20 protein-coding genes are annotated in these 21,138 nt (G+C 68.1%); 13 read left to right on the forward strand and 7 right to left on the reverse strand.

What is annotated here, in order from left to right; all coding sequences use genetic code 11:
• Nucleotides 1-57 precede the first annotated feature (57 nt).
• Together QNM97_RS07475 and QNM97_RS07480 are read left to right on the forward strand one after the other, a co-directional pair.
• A complete protein-coding gene (locus tag QNM97_RS07475; protein WP_283822218.1) occupies nucleotides 58-840 on the forward strand; it encodes an SDR family oxidoreductase in 783 nt (260 codons plus the stop codon).
• A 38-nt stretch (nucleotides 841-878) separates the two neighbouring features.
• Nucleotides 879-1,229 carry a nuclear transport factor 2 family protein gene (locus tag QNM97_RS07480; protein WP_283822219.1) on the forward strand — a complete coding sequence of 117 codons (351 nt, stop codon included), beginning with the start codon at nucleotides 879-881 and terminating at the stop codon, nucleotides 1,227-1,229.
• Nucleotides 1,230-1,343: 114 nt separating this feature from the next.
• Here the strand turns inward: QNM97_RS07480 and QNM97_RS07485 are convergent, their stop codons facing one another.
• Nucleotides 1,344-2,012 (reverse strand): ACT domain-containing protein, encoded by a 669-nt coding sequence (locus QNM97_RS07485; RefSeq protein WP_283823129.1) that lies wholly within the window; start codon nucleotides 2,010-2,012, stop codon nucleotides 1,344-1,346.
• 247 nt (nucleotides 2,013-2,259) lie between these two features.
• Between QNM97_RS07485 and QNM97_RS07490 the strand changes: the two genes are divergently transcribed.
• From QNM97_RS07490 to gatA, 3 genes are all read left to right on the forward strand, one after another.
• The gene (locus QNM97_RS07490) at nucleotides 2,260-2,871 is read left to right on the forward strand and encodes an antibiotic biosynthesis monooxygenase (RefSeq protein ID WP_283822220.1); all 612 of its coding nucleotides are present in this window, start codon (nucleotides 2,260-2,262) and stop codon (nucleotides 2,869-2,871) included.
• A gap of 139 nt (nucleotides 2,872-3,010) precedes the next feature.
• On the forward strand, nucleotides 3,011-3,370 hold the full coding sequence (gene gatC / locus QNM97_RS07495; protein WP_244332187.1) for an Asp-tRNA(Asn)/Glu-tRNA(Gln) amidotransferase subunit GatC: 360 nt from the start codon (nucleotides 3,011-3,013) through the stop codon (nucleotides 3,368-3,370).
• Nucleotides 3,367-4,860 carry an Asp-tRNA(Asn)/Glu-tRNA(Gln) amidotransferase subunit GatA gene (gene gatA / locus QNM97_RS07500; protein ID WP_283822221.1) on the forward strand — a complete coding sequence of 498 codons (1,494 nt, stop codon included), beginning with the start codon at nucleotides 3,367-3,369 and terminating at the stop codon, nucleotides 4,858-4,860. Before gatC ends, gatA begins: the two co-directional genes overlap by 4 nt.
• Nucleotides 4,861-4,871: 11 nt before the next feature.
• On the opposite strand, the gene QNM97_RS07505 is transcribed toward gatA, so the two are convergent.
• Both QNM97_RS07505 and QNM97_RS07510 read right to left on the reverse strand, forming a co-directional pair.
• On the reverse strand, nucleotides 4,872-6,056 hold the full coding sequence (locus tag QNM97_RS07505) for an alpha/beta-hydrolase family protein (protein ID WP_283822222.1): 1,185 nt from the start codon (nucleotides 6,054-6,056) through the stop codon (nucleotides 4,872-4,874).
• The gene (locus QNM97_RS07510) at nucleotides 6,053-6,679 is read right to left on the reverse strand and encodes a hypothetical protein (protein ID WP_283822223.1); all 627 of its coding nucleotides are present in this window, start codon (nucleotides 6,677-6,679) and stop codon (nucleotides 6,053-6,055) included. The genes QNM97_RS07505 and QNM97_RS07510 overlap by 4 nt, the downstream gene beginning before the upstream one ends.
• A gap of 177 nt (nucleotides 6,680-6,856) precedes the next feature.
• Between QNM97_RS07510 and QNM97_RS07515 the strand changes: the two genes are divergently transcribed.
• The 3 genes from QNM97_RS07515 (at nucleotide 6,857) to QNM97_RS07525 (ending at nucleotide 10,021) form a co-directional block, all read left to right on the forward strand.
• Complete coding sequence (locus tag QNM97_RS07515) at nucleotides 6,857-8,161, forward strand: sensor histidine kinase (protein ID WP_283822224.1); 1,305 nt, start codon at nucleotides 6,857-6,859, stop codon at nucleotides 8,159-8,161.
• A 10-nt stretch (nucleotides 8,162-8,171) separates the two neighbouring features.
• The gene (locus QNM97_RS07520) at nucleotides 8,172-8,855 is read left to right on the forward strand and encodes a LuxR C-terminal-related transcriptional regulator (RefSeq protein ID WP_283822225.1); all 684 of its coding nucleotides are present in this window, start codon (nucleotides 8,172-8,174) and stop codon (nucleotides 8,853-8,855) included.
• A 131-nt stretch (nucleotides 8,856-8,986) separates the two neighbouring features.
• The gene (locus QNM97_RS07525) at nucleotides 8,987-10,021 is read left to right on the forward strand and encodes a 6-phosphofructokinase (RefSeq protein WP_208791799.1); all 1,035 of its coding nucleotides are present in this window, start codon (nucleotides 8,987-8,989) and stop codon (nucleotides 10,019-10,021) included.
• Nucleotides 10,022-10,034: 13 nt separating this feature from the next.
• Here the strand turns inward: QNM97_RS07525 and QNM97_RS07530 are convergent, their stop codons facing one another.
• Nucleotides 10,035-10,262, reverse strand: coding sequence for a PspC domain-containing protein (locus tag QNM97_RS07530; RefSeq protein WP_208791798.1), 228 nt, complete (start codon nucleotides 10,260-10,262; stop codon nucleotides 10,035-10,037).
• A gap of 128 nt (nucleotides 10,263-10,390) precedes the next feature.
• Here QNM97_RS07530 and gatB point away from each other — a divergent pair, with 128 nt between their 5' ends.
• Nucleotides 10,391-11,893, forward strand: coding sequence for an Asp-tRNA(Asn)/Glu-tRNA(Gln) amidotransferase subunit GatB (gatB, locus tag QNM97_RS07535; protein ID WP_283822226.1), 1,503 nt, complete (start codon nucleotides 10,391-10,393; stop codon nucleotides 11,891-11,893).
• Between the two features lie 19 nt (nucleotides 11,894-11,912).
• On the opposite strand, the gene QNM97_RS07540 is transcribed toward gatB, so the two are convergent.
• Complete coding sequence (locus QNM97_RS07540) at nucleotides 11,913-12,998, reverse strand: PQQ-dependent sugar dehydrogenase (protein ID WP_283823130.1); 1,086 nt, start codon at nucleotides 12,996-12,998, stop codon at nucleotides 11,913-11,915.
• A 193-nt stretch (nucleotides 12,999-13,191) separates the two neighbouring features.
• Here QNM97_RS07540 and QNM97_RS07545 point away from each other — a divergent pair, with 193 nt between their 5' ends.
• Nucleotides 13,192-14,481 carry a DoxX family protein gene (locus QNM97_RS07545; RefSeq protein ID WP_283822227.1) on the forward strand — a complete coding sequence of 430 codons (1,290 nt, stop codon included), beginning with the start codon at nucleotides 13,192-13,194 and terminating at the stop codon, nucleotides 14,479-14,481.
• Between the two features lie 90 nt (nucleotides 14,482-14,571).
• On the opposite strand, the gene ilvD is transcribed toward QNM97_RS07545, so the two are convergent.
• Both ilvD and QNM97_RS07555 read right to left on the reverse strand, forming a co-directional pair.
• Nucleotides 14,572-16,416, reverse strand: a complete 1,845-nt coding sequence (ilvD, locus tag QNM97_RS07550) for a dihydroxy-acid dehydratase (RefSeq protein ID WP_283822228.1) — start codon at nucleotides 16,414-16,416, stop codon at nucleotides 14,572-14,574.
• Between the two features lie 240 nt (nucleotides 16,417-16,656).
• A complete protein-coding gene (locus tag QNM97_RS07555; protein ID WP_283822229.1) occupies nucleotides 16,657-17,163 on the reverse strand; it encodes a PH domain-containing protein in 507 nt (168 codons plus the stop codon).
• Nucleotides 17,164-17,532: 369 nt separating this feature from the next.
• On the opposite strand from QNM97_RS07555, the gene QNM97_RS07560 reads away from it, so the two are divergent.
• The 3 genes from QNM97_RS07560 (at nucleotide 17,533) to ilvC (ending at nucleotide 21,053) form a co-directional block, all read left to right on the forward strand.
• Complete coding sequence (locus tag QNM97_RS07560; protein ID WP_283822230.1) at nucleotides 17,533-19,464, forward strand: acetolactate synthase large subunit; 1,932 nt, start codon at nucleotides 17,533-17,535, stop codon at nucleotides 19,462-19,464.
• The gene (ilvN, locus tag QNM97_RS07565; protein ID WP_006371017.1) at nucleotides 19,461-19,961 is read left to right on the forward strand and encodes an acetolactate synthase small subunit; all 501 of its coding nucleotides are present in this window, start codon (nucleotides 19,461-19,463) and stop codon (nucleotides 19,959-19,961) included. The genes QNM97_RS07560 and ilvN overlap by 4 nt, the downstream gene beginning before the upstream one ends.
• 78 nt (nucleotides 19,962-20,039) lie before the next feature.
• Nucleotides 20,040-21,053 (forward strand): ketol-acid reductoisomerase, encoded by a 1,014-nt coding sequence (ilvC, locus tag QNM97_RS07570; protein ID WP_006371018.1) that lies wholly within the window; start codon nucleotides 20,040-20,042, stop codon nucleotides 21,051-21,053.
• Nucleotides 21,054-21,138: the final 85 nt, after the last annotated feature.

Raw genomic sequence — 21,138 nt, forward strand, 5'->3', positions numbered from 1 at the left:
TCGCAGGTCGAGCGGTGACAGCCGATCGACGTCATGACACAACGAAATGGGGGACCCATGAGCGGCACCGTCGCGGAATCGGCGATCACACAACAGGACATCGCCGGCAAGACTGCCGTCGTCGCAGCCGGCGCCAAGAATCTCGGCGGGCTCATCTCCACCGAGCTCGCGCGCTCCGGCGCCAACGTGGTCGTCCACCACCACGGTGACTCCTCGCGTGCGGATGCCGAACGCACCGTCGCCGAGATCGCGGCACTGGGCGCCGAGGCGATCGCGGTCGCCGGCGATCTCACGCGTCCGGCCGCGGTCACCGCGCTGTTCGACGCGGCCATCGACGCCTTCGGCAGCGTCGATCTGGCAGTGAACACCGTCGGCAAGGTATTGCGGAAACCTCTCGTCGAGGTCACCGAGGCCGAATACGACTCGATGTTCGACATCAATGCCAAGAGCGCGTTCTTCTTCCTCGCCGAATCAGGTAAGCGGTTGTCCGACAACGGGTCTGTGGTCACCATTGTCACCTCGCTATTGGCCGCGTTCACCGATGGATACTCGACCTATGCCGGCAGCAAGAGTCCCGTGGAGCACTTCACTCGTGCGGCGGCAAAGGAATTCGCCGAGCGCGGGATCTCGGTCAACAACATCGCACCCGGGCCGATGGACACCCCGTTCTTCTATCCGCAGGAGACCCCCGAGCGCGTCGAGTTCCACAAGTCGCAGGCCATGGGCGGGCGACTGACCGAGATCTCCGACATCGCACCGATCGTGAAATTCCTTGCCACCGAGGGGCATTGGATCACCGGACAGACCCTGTTCGCCAATGGCGGCTACACCACCCGGTGAGCGCGGATCGAGCCGGAACGAATGCGAGGAGCGACACCATGACCGATGTCTTGCCCAACAGCGCCCTACCCGAACCTGTCCGCGCATCGATCGACGCAACCAACGCGGGTGATCTCGCCGCCTTTCTCGCAACATTCACACCCGATGGAGCGGTGGATGATTGGGGCCGCACGTTCACCGGCCGGGAGGCGATCACCGCGTGGAGTGACGCCGAGTACATCGGCAAGAACATGACACTCGAGGTGCTCTCGGCCGAGTTCCCCGACGCGCGTACGGTCGTCGTCAGGGCCACCGTCGGTGGCGACGGATTCAACGGCCCGTCGACATTCACCTACCGGATCGACGGTGACGAGGGTGCCGCGGTGACGCTCATGCAGATCCGCGAATAGTGCAGAGTCGCCAACAGTCGTAGTCGGCGGCGCGGTGCACCGCGCCCTTGGTGTGGCTGACCCATCAGGCGTCGAGGTTGCGTCGAGGTCAGGGGTGAGCTCGGCCCGGGTCGCTCACGACTCCGCCCGCAACACCGTGGAGACGATCCCTGCGAGATAGCCGAGTCGGGCGATCTCCGACGGCCGGAAGTCCGGTCCGCCGATGCGTCCCAACAGGATTGCCTTCGATCCGTCACCGAGCGGGGCGGCCGCCAACCGGGTGTCCATCTCCTGCCAACCCTCGGGTACCCAGCCGGCTTCCGAGTCGAGCCGGACGGCGCTCTGCAGCGGGAGCCAGTCCACGGTTGCCGCATGCGTCTCGGGCGCACCGGAGCTGCCGAACAGCTGCAGCACCCCACCCGCGGCCCGGGTCAGCACCGTTGCCCACGACACCCGCAGCACGCGAGGCACGTTGTCGACGAGGACCTGCAATCGGTCGTCGAGTGCCGTGGCGACCTGATCGACCAACTCCAGCTCGCGATGGGTGTCGAGGACGCCGGAGTACGGGCGGATCGAGTCCACCCGGACGCCCTTGACCTTCTCGGCGGCGGTGATCAGCGTGTCCGGCAGTGAGCCGGGCGCGACCTCGACGACGAGGTCGTCGACCGCGTAGCCGTCCGCACGTTCGACGACCTCGAGGGACAAGATGTCGGCACCGACCGATCCGAGCTGGACGGCGAGCAGGCCGAGACTTCCCGGCCGGTCTTGGAGGTACACCCGAAGCAGGTAGGACACGGCCGCCATTGTCGCACCGGCCAGGCGGTACTGCCGAGGACGGGCGCCCGGCGCCCGGGTGCGGTCGGCGACGATGCCGCTCACGCGAACCCCCGCGCACTGTCGTCGGCGATCTCGGGTGAGGGGGAACCGCACGTTCGACGGCTTGCGAGCCAAGCGCTCGTGACGATGATCACTCCGGCGATCCTACGCTCGTCTAATCACTTCCCGACGTGGCGATGCTGCAGGGTGATCGAACCGACGCCACGATGGAACCGTGGCCGACACCAACGACGACACAGGACCCGGCGATCCGGCCGGTGCACAGGAACCCGACCGTGACGCGGCCCATGTGACCACATCGGTGGCCCGGCGTATCGAACCCGGGCGTGAGCATGACTTCGTCACGTGGACCGACGCCGGAATCGCCCTGGCGCGTACCTTTCCCGGTTTTCTCGGGGGCGGGTGGTTGCGATCGGCGAAGCGGCCCGACGAGTACTACGTCGTGTACCGGTTCGCCGACGGTCCGGCGCTCGACGACTGGGACCGGTCTCCGGTGCGCCGGGCGTGGCTGGCGCGAGGCGAGGGTGTGGCGGTCGAACACGCCACGCATCGACTATCGGGTATCGAGGGATGGTTCGAGCCGCAATCCCATCTGACGCATGCGGTTCGCGTGCTCGGTGCGCCGCCGCCGCGCTGGAAGCAGGCGATCACCATCTGGCTGGGGTTCTTCCCTCTGTCGGTGCTGATCAACTACCTGGTGGTTGCCCATCTCGGCGATCTGCCGCTGGCGCTCAAGACGTTGATCGCCACGCTGATCAGCACCCCGGTGATGGTGTACGTGCTGCTGCCGTGGATCACCGCACGCCTGGCGCGATGGTTGCGCTGACCGTGGCCTAGGCTTGGTGGGGTTGCCGGTCGGCAGACCGGCCGCAGCGAGATCGGGCTCAGCGACATCGGGCCCATGACACGTCGGGCCGATGACGCACCAGGCCCGGCGAAATCCGGTACGGAAGGACACGATCGACATGGCAGGGGACTCGGAGTCCGCGAGCACGGGGTCTGTGGACGGCGGGTCCGCGGCCACCGGATCGGCGATCACCCGTGACGAGGTTGCGCATCTGGCCCGGCTGTCGCGGCTGGCGCTGAGCGAGGACGAGCTCGACGTGTATGCGCAGCAACTCGATTCGATTCTCGCCCATGTCGCGCAGGTGTCGGAGGTGGCCGCCGACGACGTGCCGCCGACCGCCCACCCGGCGGCGCTGGCCAATGTGCTGCGTCCCGATGTGGCGGTACCGGGCCTGACCACCGAACAGGCGCTGTCCGGGGCGCCCGCCGTCGAGCAGGATCGCTTCGCGGTCCCGCAGATCCTGGGGGAGGAACAGTGAGCGCGCCGTCGACCCGCACGTCCACCGAGATCACCGGCCTGACCGCCGCCGAACTGGGCGCCAAGATCGCCGCCCGCGAGGTGTCCTCGGTCGAGGTGACCTCGGCGCATCTCGATCGCATCGCCGAGATCGACGACCAGCTGGGCGCATTCCTGCACGTCAGTGGTCCGCAAGCGCTGGTAGCGGCCAAGGCGGTCGACGATGCCATCGCCGCGGGCGAGGCGCGGTCGCCGCTGGCCGGTGTACCGATCGCCCTGAAGGACGTGTTCACCACCACCGATGCGCCGACCACCTGCGGGTCGAAGATCCTTGAGGGCTGGGTGCCCCCGTACGACGCGACCGTCACCGAACGGCTGCGCTCGGCCGGCTTGCCGATCCTCGGCAAGACCAACATGGACGAGTTCGCGATGGGCAGTTCCACCGAGAACTCCGCCTACCAGGTGACGCGAAACCCCTGGGACGTCACCAGGATTCCCGGCGGTTCGGGCGGCGGTAGTGCTGCGGCACTCGCCTCGTTCCAGGCCCCGCTGGCCATCGGCACCGACACCGGTGGATCGATCCGTCAGCCCGCCGCGGTCACCGCCACCGTCGGCGTCAAACCGACCTACGGCACCGTCTCCCGGTACGGGCTCGTCGCGTGCGCGTCGTCGCTCGACCAGGGTGGGCCGTGTGCGCGCACCGTGCTCGACACCGCGCTGCTCCACGAGATCATCGCCGGTCACGACCCGCGCGACTCCACCTCGATCGACGCGCCGGTCCCGGATGTGGTCGGTGCGGCGAAGGCCGGTGCGGCGGGCGATCTGAGCGGTGTTCGGGTCGGCGTGGTCCGCGAACTGCAGGGGGAGGGCTACCAGTCCGGGGTGCTCGCCTCGTTCGAACAGGCCGTCGCCGAGCTGACCGCGCGCGGGGCGCAGGTCGTCGAGGTGTCGTGCCCGCACTTCACCTACGCGCTCGGCGCGTACTACCTGATCCTGCCCAGCGAGGTCTCCAGCAACCTCGCGCGCTTCGACGCCATGCGCTACGGACTACGCGTCGGCGACGACGGCCACCACAGCGCCGAAGAGGTCATGGCACTGACCCGCGAGGCCGGTTTCGGCCCGGAGGTCAAGCGCCGCATCATGATCGGCACCTACGCCCTGTCGTCGGGCTACTACGACGCCTACTACGGCCAGGCACAGAAGGTGCGGACCCTCATCGCCGCCGACTTCGCCGCCGCCTTCGAGAAGGTCGACGTCCTGGTCTCACCGACCACCCCGACGACCGCGTTCCGCATCGGTGAGAAGGTCGACGATCCGCTCGCGATGTACCTGTTCGACCTCGCAACACTCCCGGTGAACCTCGCCGGTGTCGCGGCGATGTCGGTGCCGTCGGGTGTCTCCGGCGATGACGGGCTGCCCGTCGGGTTGCAGATCATGGCTCCGGCCCTCGCCGACGACCGGCTCTACCGTGTCGGGGCGGCCTATGAAGCCGCCCGCGGACCGATCGGGTAACTCTCCCGGCATCACGGCAGCGCGCCCTGTTCGGGCCCGTACCGGTGCCCGGTACCGGCGGGGCCGTCGAGTGCGCCGAGTAGATCCACCGATGTCTGCACGAACGACACCACGGGCAGCCACGGCGGGGTACGCATCCGCGCACCCACGATCCGGGTCTGTGCCGGCCGTGTCGGCGGGCGCCACACCGATGCCGTCGACCACCGGGTGACCGGGTCGGACGCGTTGGCGAACACGATGCGCGACGATCCGCCGCCCCGTGGATCGACCGTGTCGGCGGGGACCCCGGCCAGCACGGTGCCGGCGACCGCACCCGGGCGGCGGGCATCGGCCCATGCCCGCGCACGGTCGGCGCCGAGTGCGCCCAGGCTCTGTCCGTAGAGGTACACCCGCGGACGAGCCAAGCCCGGTGGCAGCGCGTCCCGGGCATCGAGGACATGGCGAAGCAGGGCGACGGTTGCGGTCGCGGCCGAACCGCGGTCGGAGACGAAGACCCGCCAGGACGAGGCCGACGCGTAGGGCAACGACAAGAACTCCACATCGCCGTGCAGGCGTGCGCGCATCGCCGTGGTCGCCTGCGGATCGACCCACCCCGATCCGGTGGGAACCGCGATCACCACCGCACCACGGTGCAAGCCGCCCTCGCGAACCCACGTCTCGGTGAGAACGGTTGCCGCGCGGTCGATGTCGGCGGCCGCGGGTGTGGCATCGGTCGATGCGGCAGCCGAGGTGGCGGGTGCGCCGAACAGCACGACCGTGGCGAGCGCTGCGGTTGCCGCCATCGCAGCGCGGCGCCCGAACCATGCGACGGCGACGAACCCCGCGCATCCGGCCGCGGTCAGCGCCACCGTGTATGCGGGCTCCACGCCTGCGATTCCGATGTCACTGCGGATAGCGTTCTGCCACAGAGTGTTTGCGATCGACCCGGCCACCAGTGCTGCGACCGCGAGAGAGGTGACCGACCACGACGCGAAGAGGCGTTCGGGCCGTGCCGACCCGAGCGCTCGTCCCACCGCCGTCATCACCGCCACGCACACGCCGGTCAGGACGGCCGCGGTGACGACATCCCGGGGCAACGAGCCCGGCCACAAGGCGATGAGCGCGCCGATGAGCCCGCCGAGCACGGTGGCCGAACCCGGCGGGGTTGAACGGCGTGGTATCGGCCGGTGAGGTGCGACTGCCGCTGCGGTGGTCATCGCGCCACCCCGCTGTCGCCACCGATCTCGGCGATCACCCGAACGGCGGTCGACGCCGCGATCGTCGTCATCGACTCCGACGGTGCCGGTGGGCCGGAGTACTGCCGCCAGGTGTTGAGGGCCAGGCCGACGCGACTGAGCTCGGCGGCAGCCGAACATACGGGATCGTGGCATGCCGCGTGCATCCGCTCGATGAGCATGTGGTCGAGGGCCGGTCGGGCCCACGGGCCCAGTGGATGACCGGTGCGCTGCGCGTAGCGAAGCAGGTCATAGCCGAAATCATGTGTGCGGCAGGCTGGTTCGAATCGTTCGGGCAAGGGGATCGGCGATGAGCAGCCGCCGTCGGGGTTGGCCGGGTAGCCGTTCTCGAGGAGTGGCCGATAGCCCATGACGGCCTCGAAATCCGTGGGGAGAACCCGCAGTACGCTCTCCGGATCGGGGCCGACGAGCACATGAACCGTGTGCTCCGCGGCGGTGGTGTCGGTCGGGGAGTGATCGTGCACCGCCGATGCCCTCCCGGCAGCCATCACGTGCAACACCAGCACGGCCGCGCCGATCAGAATCCACATCACCGGACGGAAGCCACGCCGCCGCCATGTCCGTCGAGCATTGTCAGAAGTCATGCCGCTGACGCTAGGAACGACGATCACGTGGGCACATCGCCCACGCGAACCGATGGCAATCGGCTCCGCAGAGGGTGATGACAGGCCGGTCTGGCTCGGGAGTAGCGTGCGAATCCCACTCCGCAGTATGAGGACTTCGGCCGATCCGCCGCCTAGCGTGGAGGCCGAGGTGATCACATGATGGGACGGATGGTCCGAGCGGCACGCACTGCGGCCGTCGATGAACTGCGCACGTTACCGGCGCTCGCGCACCCGGGTGTACGTGCCTGGGTCCGGTCTCCGGGCAACTGGTTCTTCGCGATTTTCGCGGGGGTGCTGTTCGCCGTCTCATGGCCGACAATGCCTCTGACACTGGATGTTCCGGCGTATGCCTGGCCGATCCTGGCTGCGGTGGCGGCGTGGCCGGTGGCGATGGCGTGGAGTGCGCCGATGCTGGGCTGGGCGATCTCGGTGATCGGGGCGCAGCTCATCGGGCTGTTCATCCCCGCAGCGCCGGGGTGGCCGTGGACGATCCAGGTCACCCATATCATCGCGTTCCTGGTCCTGACGTTCATGGCGTATCTGCGCTGCCCGTTGCGGTTGCTCGCGCCGGTGTGGATCTGTGCGTCGCTGGTGATTGCCTTCGCGGCGCCGCCGGGCGCGCGGGTCGGCTGGGTGGTCGGTCTGACGTTCATGGCCGTCGTCGTGGCCCTGCTGCGCGGGTTGCTCACCTCGCGTAGACAACTCGCCGTGCGCACCGAGGAGACCAAGGTCGCCGAGTCGACCAGTGCAGTGTTGCAGGAACGTGCCCGTATCGCTCGAGACCTGCACGACGTTGTGGCACATCGGATGTCGATGGTCGTCGTGATGGCCCAGACCGCGCGGTACCGACTGCCCGACGTCGATGAGGTCTGCGCGGCCGAGTTCGAGGCGATCGCGCAGGCCGCGCGCACCTCACTCGACGAGGTGCGGCAATTGCTCGGCGTCCTCCGGGTGGAGGGCGAGGGAGGGGAGGCGGCACCCGCGCCGAGTCCCGGACTCGCCGACGTCGATGCGCTGGTCACCCAGACCCGGCGGGCCGGCGCGCGGATCGCCGTGACCGACGAGCTCAACCACGCGGTGTTCGCCGAGTCGTCGGCGTTGGTGATCTATCGCATCGTCCAGGAGTGTCTGGCCAACGCGACACGCCACGCGCCGGGCAGCGCCATCGAGGTGCGTCTGACCCCCGCCGACGGCGATCCGTACGGGGGTACTGCCGCGCAGATCAGCGTCGTCAACACCGCCCCGACCGAACCGCCGCTGCACCTGTCCGGGGCCGGCGTGGGTATTGCGGGTATGGGTGATCGCGCGCGAGCGGTGGGCGGATCCCTGACCGCCACACCCACATCCGACGGTGGATTCGTGGTGCGCGCCCACATCCCCGCCTCGGCGCGGACTCCGGTGATGTCGTCGATCGCGGGGGCACACGGTGCGGGGCCGGAGCTTCCCGCCGCCAACGGGTAGCGTTGCGGCCGTGTCGATCACGCTCGTCGTCGCCGATGACCAGGCGATGGTCCGTCAGGGATTCTCGGCCCTGCTCGCCGCGCAACCCGACCTGTCGGTGCTCGGTGACGCCGCCGACGGCATCGAGGCCGTGGAATTGTGTCGCCGGGTCCATCCCGATGTGGTCCTGATGGACGTGCGGATGCCGCGCCGCGACGGGTTGTGGGCGGCCGCACGAATTCTCGGTACCCGCGGCGCCGACGAGGTGCAACAACCGGCCGACGGCGTCGCAGGCCGCACGAAGGTCCTGATGTTGACCACCTTCGACATCGACGACTACGTGTACGAGGCGTTGCGGATCGGCGCGTCGGGGTTCCTGCTCAAGGATGCCCCCGCCGACGAACTCGTCCGGGCGGTTCGGGTGGTCGCCGCGGGCGAGGCGCTGCTGGCGCCGTCGATCACCCGCCGCCTCATCCGTGAGGTCACCGGGCGCCGGACCCGTCCGCGTTCGGATCGGGCGATCGAGGCGTTGACCCCGCGGGAGCGTGAGGTGCTCGATCTCGTGGCCGACGGCAAGTCGAACCAGGAGATCGCCACCGACCTGTTCGTCGCCGAACAGACCGTGAAAACCCATGTGAGCAGCGTCCTGACGAAGTTGGCGTTGCGCGATCGCGCCCAGGCGGTCGTCTTCGCCTACGAGAACGGACTCAAGTGAGCACCCCGAGCCTGCCGTGCGGACACCGACGGCGGGCACGAGTGCGCCGTCGGCACTAGATTGTGTGCAGACGCGGGGTCGCGCGGAATTCCGGCGATCCCGGCTCCAACGGGCAGGAGGCTCACAGCGGTATGGCCAAGAGATTCGGGATTCTCACATCCGGCGGCGACTGCCCCGGACTGAACGCGGTGATCCGCGGCGCAGTACTCAAGGGTGAGACGGTCTACGGCCACGAGTTCGTCGGCTTCCGCGACGGCTGGTACGGCCTGGTCTACGGCGACATCATGGAACTCGACCGCTCGGTGGTGCGCGGTCTGTCCAACCAGGGCGGCACCATCCTCGGCACCAGCCGGTTCGGCCCGTACTCCGAACCCGACGGTGGCCCCGACGCCATCAAGAAGGTCCTCAAGAATCTCGGGATCGACGGTGTGATCGCGATCGGCGGTGAGGGCACCGCATCGGCGGCCAAACGTCTCTACGAGGATGGCATCAACATCGTCGGCGTCCCCAAGACGATCGACAACGACATCAACGCCACCGACTACACGTTCGGTTTCGACACCGCGGTCAACATCGCCACCGAGGCAATCGACCGGCTGCGCACCACGGGCAATTCGCACAAACGCTGCATGGTGCTCGAGGTGATGGGACGCCACGCGGGCTGGATCGCCCTGCACTCGGGAATCGCCGGTGGCGCGCACGCGATCCTGATCCCCGAACAACCCGAGAGCATGAATCAGATCTGCGCATGGGTGACCAGCGTCAAGAATCGCGGTCGTGCGCCGATGGTCGTCGTCGCCGAGGGCTTCAAGCTGCCCGACATGGGAGAAGCCCACTCCACCAAGGGGCTCGACGGGTTCAACCGTCCGCGCCTCGGCGGAATCGCCGATGTGCTGGCACCGATGATCGAGGAGCGCACCGGCATCGAGACCCGCGCGACCGTTCTCGGACACATCCAGCGGGGCGGTACGCCCACCTCGTTCGACCGGGTGCTGGCCACTCGCATGGGTATGGCCACCGCCGATCTCGTCGCCGACAAGTACTGGGGTCACATGATCGCGCTGCGCGGCACCGAGATGCACCGCATCACCTTCGACGAGGCGCTGGCCAACCCCAAGACGGTGCCGCTAGATCAGTATCAGGAGATCCGGGTCATCTTCGGCTGAGGTGCGGCCCGGTTCACGCCGGGTCGCGGGGGATCACGATCCACAGCAGCAGATACAGCAGCACCTGCGGACCGGGCAGCAGGATCGAGGCGACGAACGCCGCGCGAACCAGGGTTGCATCCCATCCGTAGCGTGCGGCGATGCCGCCGCACACCCCGCCGAGCCAGGCGTCGCCGCGTGAGCGGGTGAGCCGCCGCGCCGGGGGAACCGAGGTCGTGTGGGGTGTCTGGTGAATGGTCATCGGCCGTCCTCTCACTGAGTGTTCTGACACCTGAAACGCTAGGAGTCGGCGGCGCCGATGGCATCGGGGACGTCCCTGCTTTCGTCCCCGAGATTTGTCCCGACCCGCGGCCGCATAAACTGGTGGCCATGACTGCCGCAGCTGCCGAATTGATGGACTACGACCAGGTCATCGACGAATTCGATCCGGTGATGGGACTCGAGGTGCACGTCGAACTCGGTACCACGACCAAGATGTTCTGCGGCTGCCCCACAGCGTTCGGGGCCGACCCCAACACCCAGGTGTGCCCGGTGTGCATCGGCCTGCCGGGCTCGCTCCCGGTGGTCAACGCCACCGCCATCGAATACGCGATCCGCATCGGCCTCGCACTGAACTGCTCGATCCGACCCTCGAGCGTGTTCGCCCGCAAGAACTACTTCTATCCCGATCAGCCGAAGAACTACCAGATCAGTCAGTACGACGAGCCGATCGCCTACGAAGGTCACCTCGACGTCGCACTCTCCGACGGCACCACCTGGCGTGTGGAGATCGAGCGCGCGCACATGGAGGAGGACACCGGCAAATCGCTGCACATCGGCGGCGCGGGACGCATCCACGGAGCCGATCACTCGTTGCTCGACTACAACCGGGCCGGGGTGCCACTCGTCGAGATCGTCACCAAACCGATCGTCGGTGCCGGCGCACGCGCGCCGGAGGTGGCCCGCGCCTATGTGACCGCGCTGCGGGATCTGCTGAAATCGCTCGGGGTCTCCGATGTGCGGATGGATCAGGGGTCGCTGCGTTGCGACGCCAACGTGTCCCTGATGCGCAAGGGCGCAAGCGAATTCGGCACCCGTACCGAAACCAAGAACGTCAACTCGCTCAAGAGCGTCGAGACGGCGGTGACCTTCGAGATGCGCAGGCAGGCCGCGGTGCTCACCGCCGGCGGGGAGATCGTGCAGGAGACCCGGCACTACCACGAGACCGACGGCACCACCTCGCCCGGCCGACGCAAGGAGACCGCCGAGGACTACCGCTACTTCCCCGAGCCCGACCTGCCGCCGGTGCAGCCGGCCGCGGACTGGATCGAGGAGATCCGCGCGACCCTGCCGGAACTACCGTGGGTGCGCCGCGCCCGTATCCAGCAGGAGTGGGGGGTGTCCGACGAGGTCATGCGTGACCTGGTCAACGTCGGCGCGGTCGACCTGATCATCGCAACCGTCGACGCCGGCGCCGCCCCCGAGGCCGCGCGCGGGTGGTGGGTGTCGTTCCTGGCACAGCAGGCCAACAGTCGTGGCAGCGACCTCGCCGATCTGCCCATCACCCCCGAGCAGGTCGCCGAGATCATCGGACTCGTCGACGAGGGCAAGCTGACCACCAAACTCGCCCAGCAGGTGGCCGTCGCGGTACTCGACGGCGAAGGCCAACCCGCGCAGATCGTCGCCGATCGCGGACTCGAGGTGGTACGCGACGACTCGGCGCTGCAGAAGGCCATCGACGACGCACTGGCCGCCAACCCCGACATCGTCGAGAAGATCCGCGGGGGCAAGGTGAAAGCGGCCGGCAAGATCGTCGGCGATGTCATGAAAGCGACGCGCGGCCAAGCAGATCCGGCGCGCGTGCAGGAACTGGTTCTGGCCGCCTGCCAGTAGGTGCCGACGGGGGCGACGCTCAGGTGTTGCTCGCCGAGCTCGCCGGCGGGATGAACCGCACGACGCGATCATCGGTGCTCACCGGCTGCCCGTAGGCGCGGTTCACCGTCGCGAATTGCACGACCCCGTTGTCCAGTGCGGTGATCCGGCCCAGCGCTCCGTAGCGCTTCTCCAGCACCACGGTCGGCGGAGTGATGGTCGGGCGCTGCCGGGTGGGTTCGTTGATCGCTTCGATGCGTTGGGTTCGCGTCTCGGTGACGAGGATCTGCCCACCGGTGGCGGCGCAGCCGGCGATCTGTGGTTTGTCGGGCCACGTCCACAGCACCGTCGTCGCTCCGGACTCCTCGACCGATTGCAGGCGATCTTCCGTCGGACCCTGATCCGTCATGTACAGACCACCGCCGGAGCTCGGGCACAATGCGACATTTGAGCCGAGGCCGGACGCGAGGATCTTCGGCCGGGTGGTCGACCCGGAGGACAGATCGGTGACCGCGAGGAGTTTGCCGGCGAGCGACCCGGAATCGCCTGCGGCCGCGGGGTTGCCGGCGTTGCCGGTCGCCACCAGCAGCTCCGAGGGCGAGGCGAACATCAGCGCACCCATGTTTCCGGTGGCGCCCTTGGGGATTCCGGTCAGAATCGGCTTGGCGACGTCACCCGGAGCGAGCCGTACCACCCGATTGTCGGTGGGCGTGGTGATCAACGCGTAGATCAGCTGATCCTGCTGATAGGTCGGGGAGAGGGCGAAGTCGATCAAGCCTCCGTCACCCGATCCGTCCACGTCGAAGGAGGCCACGACCCGTTGTGGCCCATACCTTTTGGTGGTGATGATCTTGCCGGTCGTGCGTTCGGCGACGACGGTGACCGCGCCCTCGTCGTCGCCGGCGCGCACGCCGCCGGTGGAGGCGAGGCACGTCGCGATGACGGCGGGGTCGGGGTCGACGCAGGGGCCCGGTGGGGGAGGACTCTCCTGTGCCGGGTTCTCCGGCGTCGACTGCGGAGGCTGGGTCGACTGCACTTCGAACGACTCGTTGTTCGGGCTGAACGGACCGGCAGCCTGATCACGATCCTGCTGCGAGAAATCCGCACACGCGGCGACGGTCAGCATCACCGCGAGGACACCGATCAGCACCGTCACCCGGTGGCGACACGCGGCGAGCGTCCGACGGCGCCGGCCGGCGCCGGCCGGTCGTCGTTGCACTTGCCGCCCCTCTCGCATGCCCACCACAGTAGGCGATTGCGATCGGCCGACCGCGCGGCGATCGGCCGCACGACGGTCGGAAACCTCTAGCATCGGCCATGTGACCGATCGCGAACATCCCGACGCGCCGGACAAGACGTTCCAGCCACCGAGCCCCTACGACGAACCGACGGGAGCGTTTCGCCGACCCGAGAGCGCCAGACCCGAGAGCGCTACACCCGAGCTCAGCGACGCCGACCGCGACGCCTTCTACGAGCGGCACCATCGTCGACCCGGACGGTTGTCACGAGTGGATTCGCTCGACGACCTCGATCCCGGCGAGGTGGAGACCCGGCCGATCGGCATCCCACAGCAGCCTCCACCGCGCCGCAATCCCGTGCCGATACCGCCAGTGCCGGCTGCGAATCCGGGAACCGTGACCGACGCGGAGACGGCGGCCATCGAGAAGCCGGGCACGCCGGAGCCGGCCACCGAGAAGCTCCCCGCCACGCCGATCCCGTCGGTCGAGGAGACGTTCCCCGAGCTGTCGCGGGACCGTGCGAAGCCCGCGGAGACGCCGACCCGAGCACTCCTGCACGGTGAGGAGCCGTTGCCGACCACCCGCGCGCTGGGTGAGCAAGTGCCGGCCGGGGACGATCTCGACGGCGATGTCGCGACCGACGGCGAGAAGCGGGCCGGTACCGATCGCGACGACCAGCCCGAGACCGCCCGCCGGCGGCGGGGTTTGTTCGGCCGGCGCGCCGCCGACGACCTCGATGCCGTCGACGCCGACCATGCCGACGATGCGCCCACCGTCGAGGCCGCCCGTGCCGAACCGATCACCGTGACGGCCCCGCGCGGCACCCTCGATCTGGGCCTGCTGCTGCTGCGGTTGGCGATCGGCATCGTCGCCGTCGCACATGGTCTGCAGAAGCTGTTCGGACTCTGGGGCGGTCCGGGGCTGTCGGGATATCAGGAGATGCTCGCCAACAATCCCAACCCGACGATCGGCTTCCACTCCGACGTCACCCGGCCGCTGGCGATCGTCGGTGCGCTGGCCGAGACGATCGGCGGCGCAATGGTCGTCCTGGGCCTGTTCACCCCGATCGGCGCGTGCGCGATCGTCTCGGTGATGCTCCTGGCATCCGCCTACAAGACGACGCTGGCCGGGGGATTCGCGTTCTTCGCCGCAGCCGGTGGCATCGAGTACGAGCTCGTCCTCGCGGTGGCGGCCGCCGCCCTGGTGTTGACCGGTCCGGGGCTCTACGCCTTCGATGCCACCCGAGGCTGGGCGCGTCGGCCATTCCTCGGGTCGGTGGCCTGGCTGATCGTGGGTATCGCCGCCGCGGTCGCGGTGTGGATGCTGTTCAACGGGACCAACCCGCTCAATTCGCCCGGCAACTCGCGGTAGCCGCGCGCCCAACTCGTTCGTCCCCGAGTATTCGGTTCTTCCCCGGGAAATCTCCCGAGGAAGAACCGAATGCTTCGGGAAGAACCGGATTCAGTCGACCTGACGGACCGCGCCCTTGTCGGCGGAGGTGGCCAGCTTGGCGTAGGCGCGCAACGCCGTGGTGACCGTGCGCTGCCGGTCCTTGGGCTGCCACGGACGTTCGGAGGCCTCCATCTTGGCGCGGCGCTCCGCGAGCACCTCGTCGTCGACGAGAACGGCGAGCTGCCGTGTCTTGACGTCGATGACGATCGGGTCGCCGTCCTCGATGAGCCCGATGACACCGCCGGCGGCGGCCTCGGGGGAGATGTGACCGACCGACAGTCCCGACGAGCCGCCGGAGAACCGGCCGTCGGTGATCAGGCCGCACTTCTTGCCCATCCCGGTGCCCTTCATGAAGGCCGTCGGGTGCAGCATCTCCTGCATGCCCGGCCCGCCGGACGGGCCTTCGTAGCGGACGACGAGCACCTCGCCGGCCTGCAGCGTCTTGGACAGGATGACCTGCACGGCCTCCTCCTGGGACTCCACGACGCGTGCCGGGCCCTCGAAGTGCCACAGATCCTCGTCGATCCCCGCGGTCTTGAGGACGGCACCGTCCTGCGCGAGGTTGCCGCGCAGCACGCAGAGCCCACCCTCGACGGTGTAGGCGTGGTCCTTGTCGCGGATGCAGCCGCCCTCGGCGTCGGTGTCGAGTTCGTCCCACCGGTTGGCGGTGGAGAACGGGGTGGTGGTACGCACTCCGCCCGGGGCGGCGTGGAACAGTTCGATGGCCTCGTCGGTCGCCTTGCCGCCGCGGATGTCCCAGTCGTCGAGGAACGCCCCGATACTCGGGGAGTGCACGGTCGGCGCCGAGTCGTCGATCAGCCCGGCACGACGCAGTTCGCCGAGGATAGCCGGGATGCCACCGGCCCGGTGGACGTCTTCCATGTGATAGTCCGAATTGGGGGCGACCTTCGACAGGCACGGCACCCCGCGGCTGATCTCGTCGATGACCGTCAGGTCGAAGTCGGCGACCTCACCCTCTTGCGCGGCGGCGAGGATGTGCAGCACGGTGTTCGTCGAACCGCCCATGGCGACGTCGAGGGCCATGGCGTTGCGGAAGGCGGTCGGGCCCGCGATGTTGCGGGGCAGCACCGAGGCATCGTCGTCGCGGTACCACTTCTGGGCGGCCTCGACGACGACACGTCCGGCTCGGGAGAACAGGGCCCGACGGGCCTCGTGGGTGGCCAGGGTCGAACCGTTTCCGGGCAGGGCCAGACCCAGCGCCTCGGTGAGGCAGTTCATCGAGTTGGCGGTGAACATGCCCGAGCACGACCCGCAGGTCGGGCACGCCGAGCGCTCGACCTCGCCGAGTCCGGCCTCGTCGACATTGCTGTTGGCCGATGCGGAGATGGCGGTGATCAGGTCGGTGGGCGCATGCGCGACGCCGTCGACGACGACGGCCTTGCCCGCCTCCATCGGTCCGCCGGAGACGAAGACCGTCGGGATGTTCAGGCGCATCGCGGCGTTGAGCATTCCCGGGGTGATCTTGTCGCAGTTGGAGATACACACCAGGGCGTCGGCGGTGTGGGCATTGACCATGTATTCGACGCTGTCGGCGATGATCTCGCGGCTCGGCAGCGAGTAGAGCATGCCGCCGTGGCCCATCGCGATCCCGTCGTCGACGGCGATCGTGTGGAACTCGCGGGGCACACCGCCTGCGGCGCGGACGGCCTCGGCCACGATGTCACCCACGTCCTTGAGATGAACGTGTCCGGGGACGAACTGCGTGTAAGAGTTGGCGATCGCGACGATCGGCTTGCCGAAGTCGTCGTCGGTCATTCCGGTGGCACGCCACAGGGAGCGGGCGCCGGCGGCTTCGCGTCCGACGGTGGTGGTTCGGGACCGCAAGGGTGGCATGGGTTTTCCTCGATCGGGTTCGCTTGCGCGCCCGCACTGCGGACGCGCACGGCACTGACGTGGGGTCAACGCGCGAACCGCTCGAGGGTAGTCACGAGCGGGTCCGACTCAGGAGGTGGGGGTGGGCTTGATTCCTCGCCGCCGGCGCTGACCGCGACCGTCGACACGATGGCGTGGACGATCAGCCGCGTCCACGGTACTCCTGGCTGACGTGCGGGAACAAAACAGTTCTCGCTCGCCTCAGCGTGCGTCGCGGGCGGCGGCGAAGGGATCGGGAATCCGGCCGGCGCTGGCGGCCGAGAGTCGCGGCATGTCCTGGAAGGTGATGGCGGGCAGGCGGACACGATCACCGTTGGCGAGTACCGCCCGTACCGGGCCCCACCGGCTGAACTGCAGGCCCTCGATGTCGGGCCACGCGACCTCCCGGGAACCGAAGGTGCCGACCGCGCGTAGTCCGTCCTCGGTCACCACGGTCTTGATGCGCCAGATCCATACCGCGAGCAGGACCGGGACCGCGAAGGTCCAGCCGAACCACGCGAGGTTGGTGCCCGCCAGGATCAGCACCACCAGCAGCGTCGCGGGCACGGCGAAATAGGCGAGCTTGCTGAGCTTGAACTCCTGGGGCAATTCGATCGCGTCGGACGTCGTCCCGGCCGGTGTGGCCTTGGTCGACTCCGCCGGGGTCGACCGTGCCGAATCGGAGGAGGACGGGGTGGACGACCGAGCGCCGGAGGAAGAACGAGTCACGATCCCATTGTGGCATCCGGCAGCCGGTGCTCTCGACGCGCGGGGTGTGCCGAGGACCAGTGATTTCCCAGGATCTGGGACGCGGGGGAGGCGAGTTTGACTCTGCACTATCTGCAGTCCTACCGTGATTGTCGTGATGCACAACGAGCTTCTCGTAGTAATCGGCCGGCGCGTCGTCGCCTGACCGGTCACTTCATCGACCTCCCAGCATCGACGCGCCACCCTCGAACAGCAACCGCTGTCGGGGGTTTTTTGTTGCCCACCCCCATTGACCCCGAATCCCCGGTTGAGCGGTAGTAGAGACCAGTACTGCAGTCCACCTGCGACTGAGAACGACGACCGCCGACCACGAACACGAAGGACCGTGCAGTGAGCGCACCAACAGCACGTACGGACACGACCACTCCGGGCGCCGGGTCGCGTCAGGAATCGCCGGCGGCGGGCAGCCTCCGCGCGGTACGGCAGAACACCGTTGCCCCCGAGCGCGTCAGCGGCGCGCAGTCGGTGGTCCGTTCGCTGGAAGAACTCGGTGTCGAGGTGGTCTTCGGTATTCCCGGCGGTGCGGTGCTCCCGGTGTACGACCCGCTTCTCGATTCGCGCAAGGTCCGCCACGTGCTCGTCCGTCACGAGCAGGGAGCGGGCCACGCGGCCACCGGCTACGCACAGGTCACCGGTCGTGCCGGGGTGATGATGGCGACGTCGGGTCCCGGCGCCACCAACCTCGTCACCCCGCTCGCCGACGCGCAGATGGACTCGGTGCCCGTCGTCGCGATCACCGGCCAGGTCGGTCGCGCGCTCATCGGTACCGACGCCTTCCAGGAAGCCGACATCTCCGGTATCACCATGCCGGTCACCAAGCACAACTTCCTCGTGTACAACGCGATCGACATCCCGCGGGTCATCGCCGAGGCCTTCCACATCGCCGAGAGCGGCCGTCCCGGCGCCGTGCTGGTCGACATCCCCAAGGACATCCTGCAGGCCCAGACGACCTTCTCCTGGCCGCCGCAGATCGACCTGCCCGGCTACCGGCCGGTGACCAAGCCGCACGGCAAGCAGGTGCGGGAGGCGGCGCGGATGATCAACGCCGCCAAGAACCCGGTGCTCTACGTCGGTGGCGGGGTCATCAAGGCCAACGCCTCCGCGGAACTGCTCGAACTCGCCGAGCTCACCGGCATCCCCGTGGTCACCACCCTGATGGCGCGCGGGGCGTTCCCCGACTCGCATCCGCAGCACCTGGGTATGCCGGGGATGCACGGCACCGTCGCGGCCGTCGCCGCGTTGCAGCGCAGCGACCTGCTGATCACGCTCGGCGCCCGCTTCGACGACCGCGTGACTGGCCAGCTCTCGTCATTTGCCCAGGGCGCCAAGATCATTCACGCCGACATCGATCCGGCGGAGATCGGCAAGAACCGCCACGCGGACGTGCCGATCGTCGGCGACTGCAAAGCGGTCATCCTCGATCTGCTCGACACACTGCGTGCCGAACGGGCCACCACCGGCACCACGCCGGAGCTCGAGGAGTGGTGGGACTACCTCGACGGCATCCGTCGTACCTATCCGCTGAGCTACGACCGCCCCGCCGACGGTTCGATGTCGCCGGAGTTCGTGATCTCCCAGATCGGCAAGATCGCCGGACCCGACGCCGTCTACTGTGCCGGCGTCGGTCAGCACCAGATGTGGGCTGCGCAGTTCATCTCCTACGAGAAGCCGCGAACCTGGCTCAACTCCGGCGGTCTCGGCACGATGGGGTATGCGGTGCCCGCCGCGATGGGTGCCAAGATGGCCGCCCCCGACACCGAGGTGTGGGCCATCGACGGCGACGGCTGCTTCCAGATGACCAATCAGGAGCTGGCCACCTGTGCGATCGAGGGCATCCCGATCAAGGTCGCCCTGATCAACAACGGCAACCTCGGCATGGTGCGGCAGTGGCAGACCCTCTTCTACGAGGAGCGTTACTCCAACACCGACCTGGCGACCCACTCGATGCGCATCCCCGACTTCGTCAAACTCGCCGAGGCGCTGGGATGCGCGGCGTTCCGCGTGGAGAACGAGGCAGAGGTCGACGAGGTCATCGCCAAGGCCCGCGAGATCAACGACCGCCCGGTCGTCATCGATTTCATCGTCGGTGCCGACGCGCAGGTGTGGCCGATGGTGGCCGCGGGCACCGGCAACGACGAGATCATGGCGGCCCGCGACATCCGGCCGCTGTTCGACGATGACGCGTCGGCCTCCGATCCCGCCGACATCCACGAAGTGGTCAACCAGAGCACCAATCTCGGCCAGGAGGGCGAGCAGAAGTGAGTACCCATACACTCAGCGTCCTCGTGGAGGACCGTCCGGGCGTCTTGGCGCGCGTGTCGGGATTGTTCTCCCGGCGCGGATTCAACATCGAGTCCCTCGCCGTGGGACCCACCGAACTCAAGGGTGTCTCGCGGATGACGATCATGGTCTCCGTCGAGGACTTCCCGCTCGAGCAGGTCACCAAGCAGCTCAACAAGCTGATCAACGTGATCAAGATCGTCGAGCAGGACCCGTCGAGTTCGGTCTCACGTGAGCTGATGATGGTCAAGGTGCGCGCCGACTCCACGGTGCGCTCGGAGGTCATCGAGGTCGTGAATCTGTTCCGCGCCAAGGTGATCGACGTCTCCCCGGAGTCGCTGACCGTCGAGGCGACCGGCACCGCCGAGAAACTCGAGGCGTTGCTGCGGATGCTCGATCCGTACGGCATCCGGGAGATCGCGCAATCCGGCGCGGTCACCCTGGGGCGCGGCCCGAAGAGCATGTCGGCCAACCGCTGACGCACGCAAGTCACATCGCGCCCCACGCGGGATAACCGATTCGTTTGGGGCACAACACATATCGAAGGGAAGTCAACTGTGGCGATCGAATTGTTCTATGACGACGACGCCGATCTGTCGCTCATCCAGGGCCGCAAGGTCGCGGTGATCGGCTACGGCAGCCAGGGGCATGCGCACTCGTTGTCGCTGCGCGACTCGGGCGTCGACGTCGCGATCGGCCTGCGCGAGGGCAGCAAGTCGCGGGAGAAGGCCGCCGAACAGGGCCTGAAGGTCATGACCGCCGCCGAGGCAGCCGCCTGGGCCGACGTGATCATGATGCTGGCCCCCGACACCAGCCAGGCGCAGATCTTCACCGAGGACATCGAGCCCAATCTCAAGGACGGCGACGCGCTGTTCTTCGGCCACGGTCTCAACATCCACTTCGGTCTGATCAAGCCCCCGGCCAACGTCACCGTCGGCATGGTCGCCCCGAAGGGCCCCGGTCACCTCGTGCGCCGGCAGTTCGTCGACGGCAAGGGTGTGCCCTGCCTGATCGCGATCGACCAGGACCCGAAGGGTGAGGGTCAGGCGCTGGCCCTCAGCTATGCGAGTGCGATCGGTGGCGGCCGCGCCGGCGTCATCAAGACCACCTTCAAGGAGGAGACCGAGACCGATCTCTTCGGTGAGCAGGCCGTGTTGTGCGGTGGCACCGAGGAACTGATCAAGACCGGCTTCGAGGTGATGGTCGAGGCGGGTTACGCCCCGGAGATGGCCTACTTCGAGGTGCTGCACGAGCTCAAGCTCATCGTCGATCTGATCTACGAGGGTGGCATCGCCCGCATGAACTACTCGGTCAGCGACACCGCCGAGTTCGGTGGTTACCTGTCGGGCCCGCGGGTCATCGACGCCGACACCAAGGACCGGATGCGTGCCATCCTCTCCGACATCCAGGACGGTAGCTTCGTCAAGCGTCTCGTCGCCAATGTCGAGGGCGGCAACAAGGAACTCGAGGACCTGCGTAAGAAGAATGCCGAGCACCCGATCGAGGTCACCGGCAAGAAGCTGCGCGACCTGATGAGCTGGGTGGATCGGCCGATCACCGAAACCGCCTGAACACACGCGTGATTCGTGGCCCCGTTCCCGGTGGGAACGGGGCCACGGTCGTCTGCGGCGGCCGACGGGTGAGGCTGTGGATGAA

This window comes from Gordonia sp. L191, from assembly GCF_030077625.1.
Taxonomy (GTDB): Bacteria; Actinomycetota; Actinomycetes; order Mycobacteriales; family Mycobacteriaceae; genus Gordonia; species Gordonia polyisoprenivorans_A.

What these genes read in the sequence shown, in the direction of transcription:
- QNM97_RS07505 (WP_283822222.1), bottom strand. Translation starts at nt 6,056, where the DNA reads ATGACCACCGCAGCGGCAGTCGCACCTCACCGGCCGATACCACGCCGT.
- QNM97_RS07475 (WP_283822218.1), top strand. Translation starts at nt 58, where the DNA reads ATGAGCGGCACCGTCGCGGAATCGGCGATCACACAACAGGACATCGCC.
- QNM97_RS07485 (WP_283823129.1), bottom strand. Translation starts at nt 2,012, where the DNA reads ATGGCGGCCGTGTCCTACCTGCTTCGGGTGTACCTCCAAGACCGGCCG.
- gatC (WP_244332187.1), top strand. Translation starts at nt 3,011, where the DNA reads ATGGCAGGGGACTCGGAGTCCGCGAGCACGGGGTCTGTGGACGGCGGG.
- ilvD (WP_283822228.1), bottom strand. Translation starts at nt 16,416, where the DNA reads ATGCCACCCTTGCGGTCCCGAACCACCACCGTCGGACGCGAAGCCGCC.
- QNM97_RS07480 (WP_283822219.1), top strand. Translation starts at nt 879, where the DNA reads ATGACCGATGTCTTGCCCAACAGCGCCCTACCCGAACCTGTCCGCGCA.
- QNM97_RS07525 (WP_208791799.1), top strand. Translation starts at nt 8,987, where the DNA reads ATGGCCAAGAGATTCGGGATTCTCACATCCGGCGGCGACTGCCCCGGA.
- gatB (WP_283822226.1), top strand. Translation starts at nt 10,391, where the DNA reads ATGACTGCCGCAGCTGCCGAATTGATGGACTACGACCAGGTCATCGAC.
- QNM97_RS07530 (WP_208791798.1), bottom strand. Translation starts at nt 10,262, where the DNA reads ATGACCATTCACCAGACACCCCACACGACCTCGGTTCCCCCGGCGCGG.
- QNM97_RS07510 (WP_283822223.1), bottom strand. Translation starts at nt 6,679, where the DNA reads ATGACTTCTGACAATGCTCGACGGACATGGCGGCGGCGTGGCTTCCGT.
- QNM97_RS07515 (WP_283822224.1), top strand. Translation starts at nt 6,857, where the DNA reads ATGATGGGACGGATGGTCCGAGCGGCACGCACTGCGGCCGTCGATGAA.
- QNM97_RS07540 (WP_283823130.1), bottom strand. Translation starts at nt 12,998, where the DNA reads ATGCTGACCGTCGCCGCGTGTGCGGATTTCTCGCAGCAGGATCGTGAT.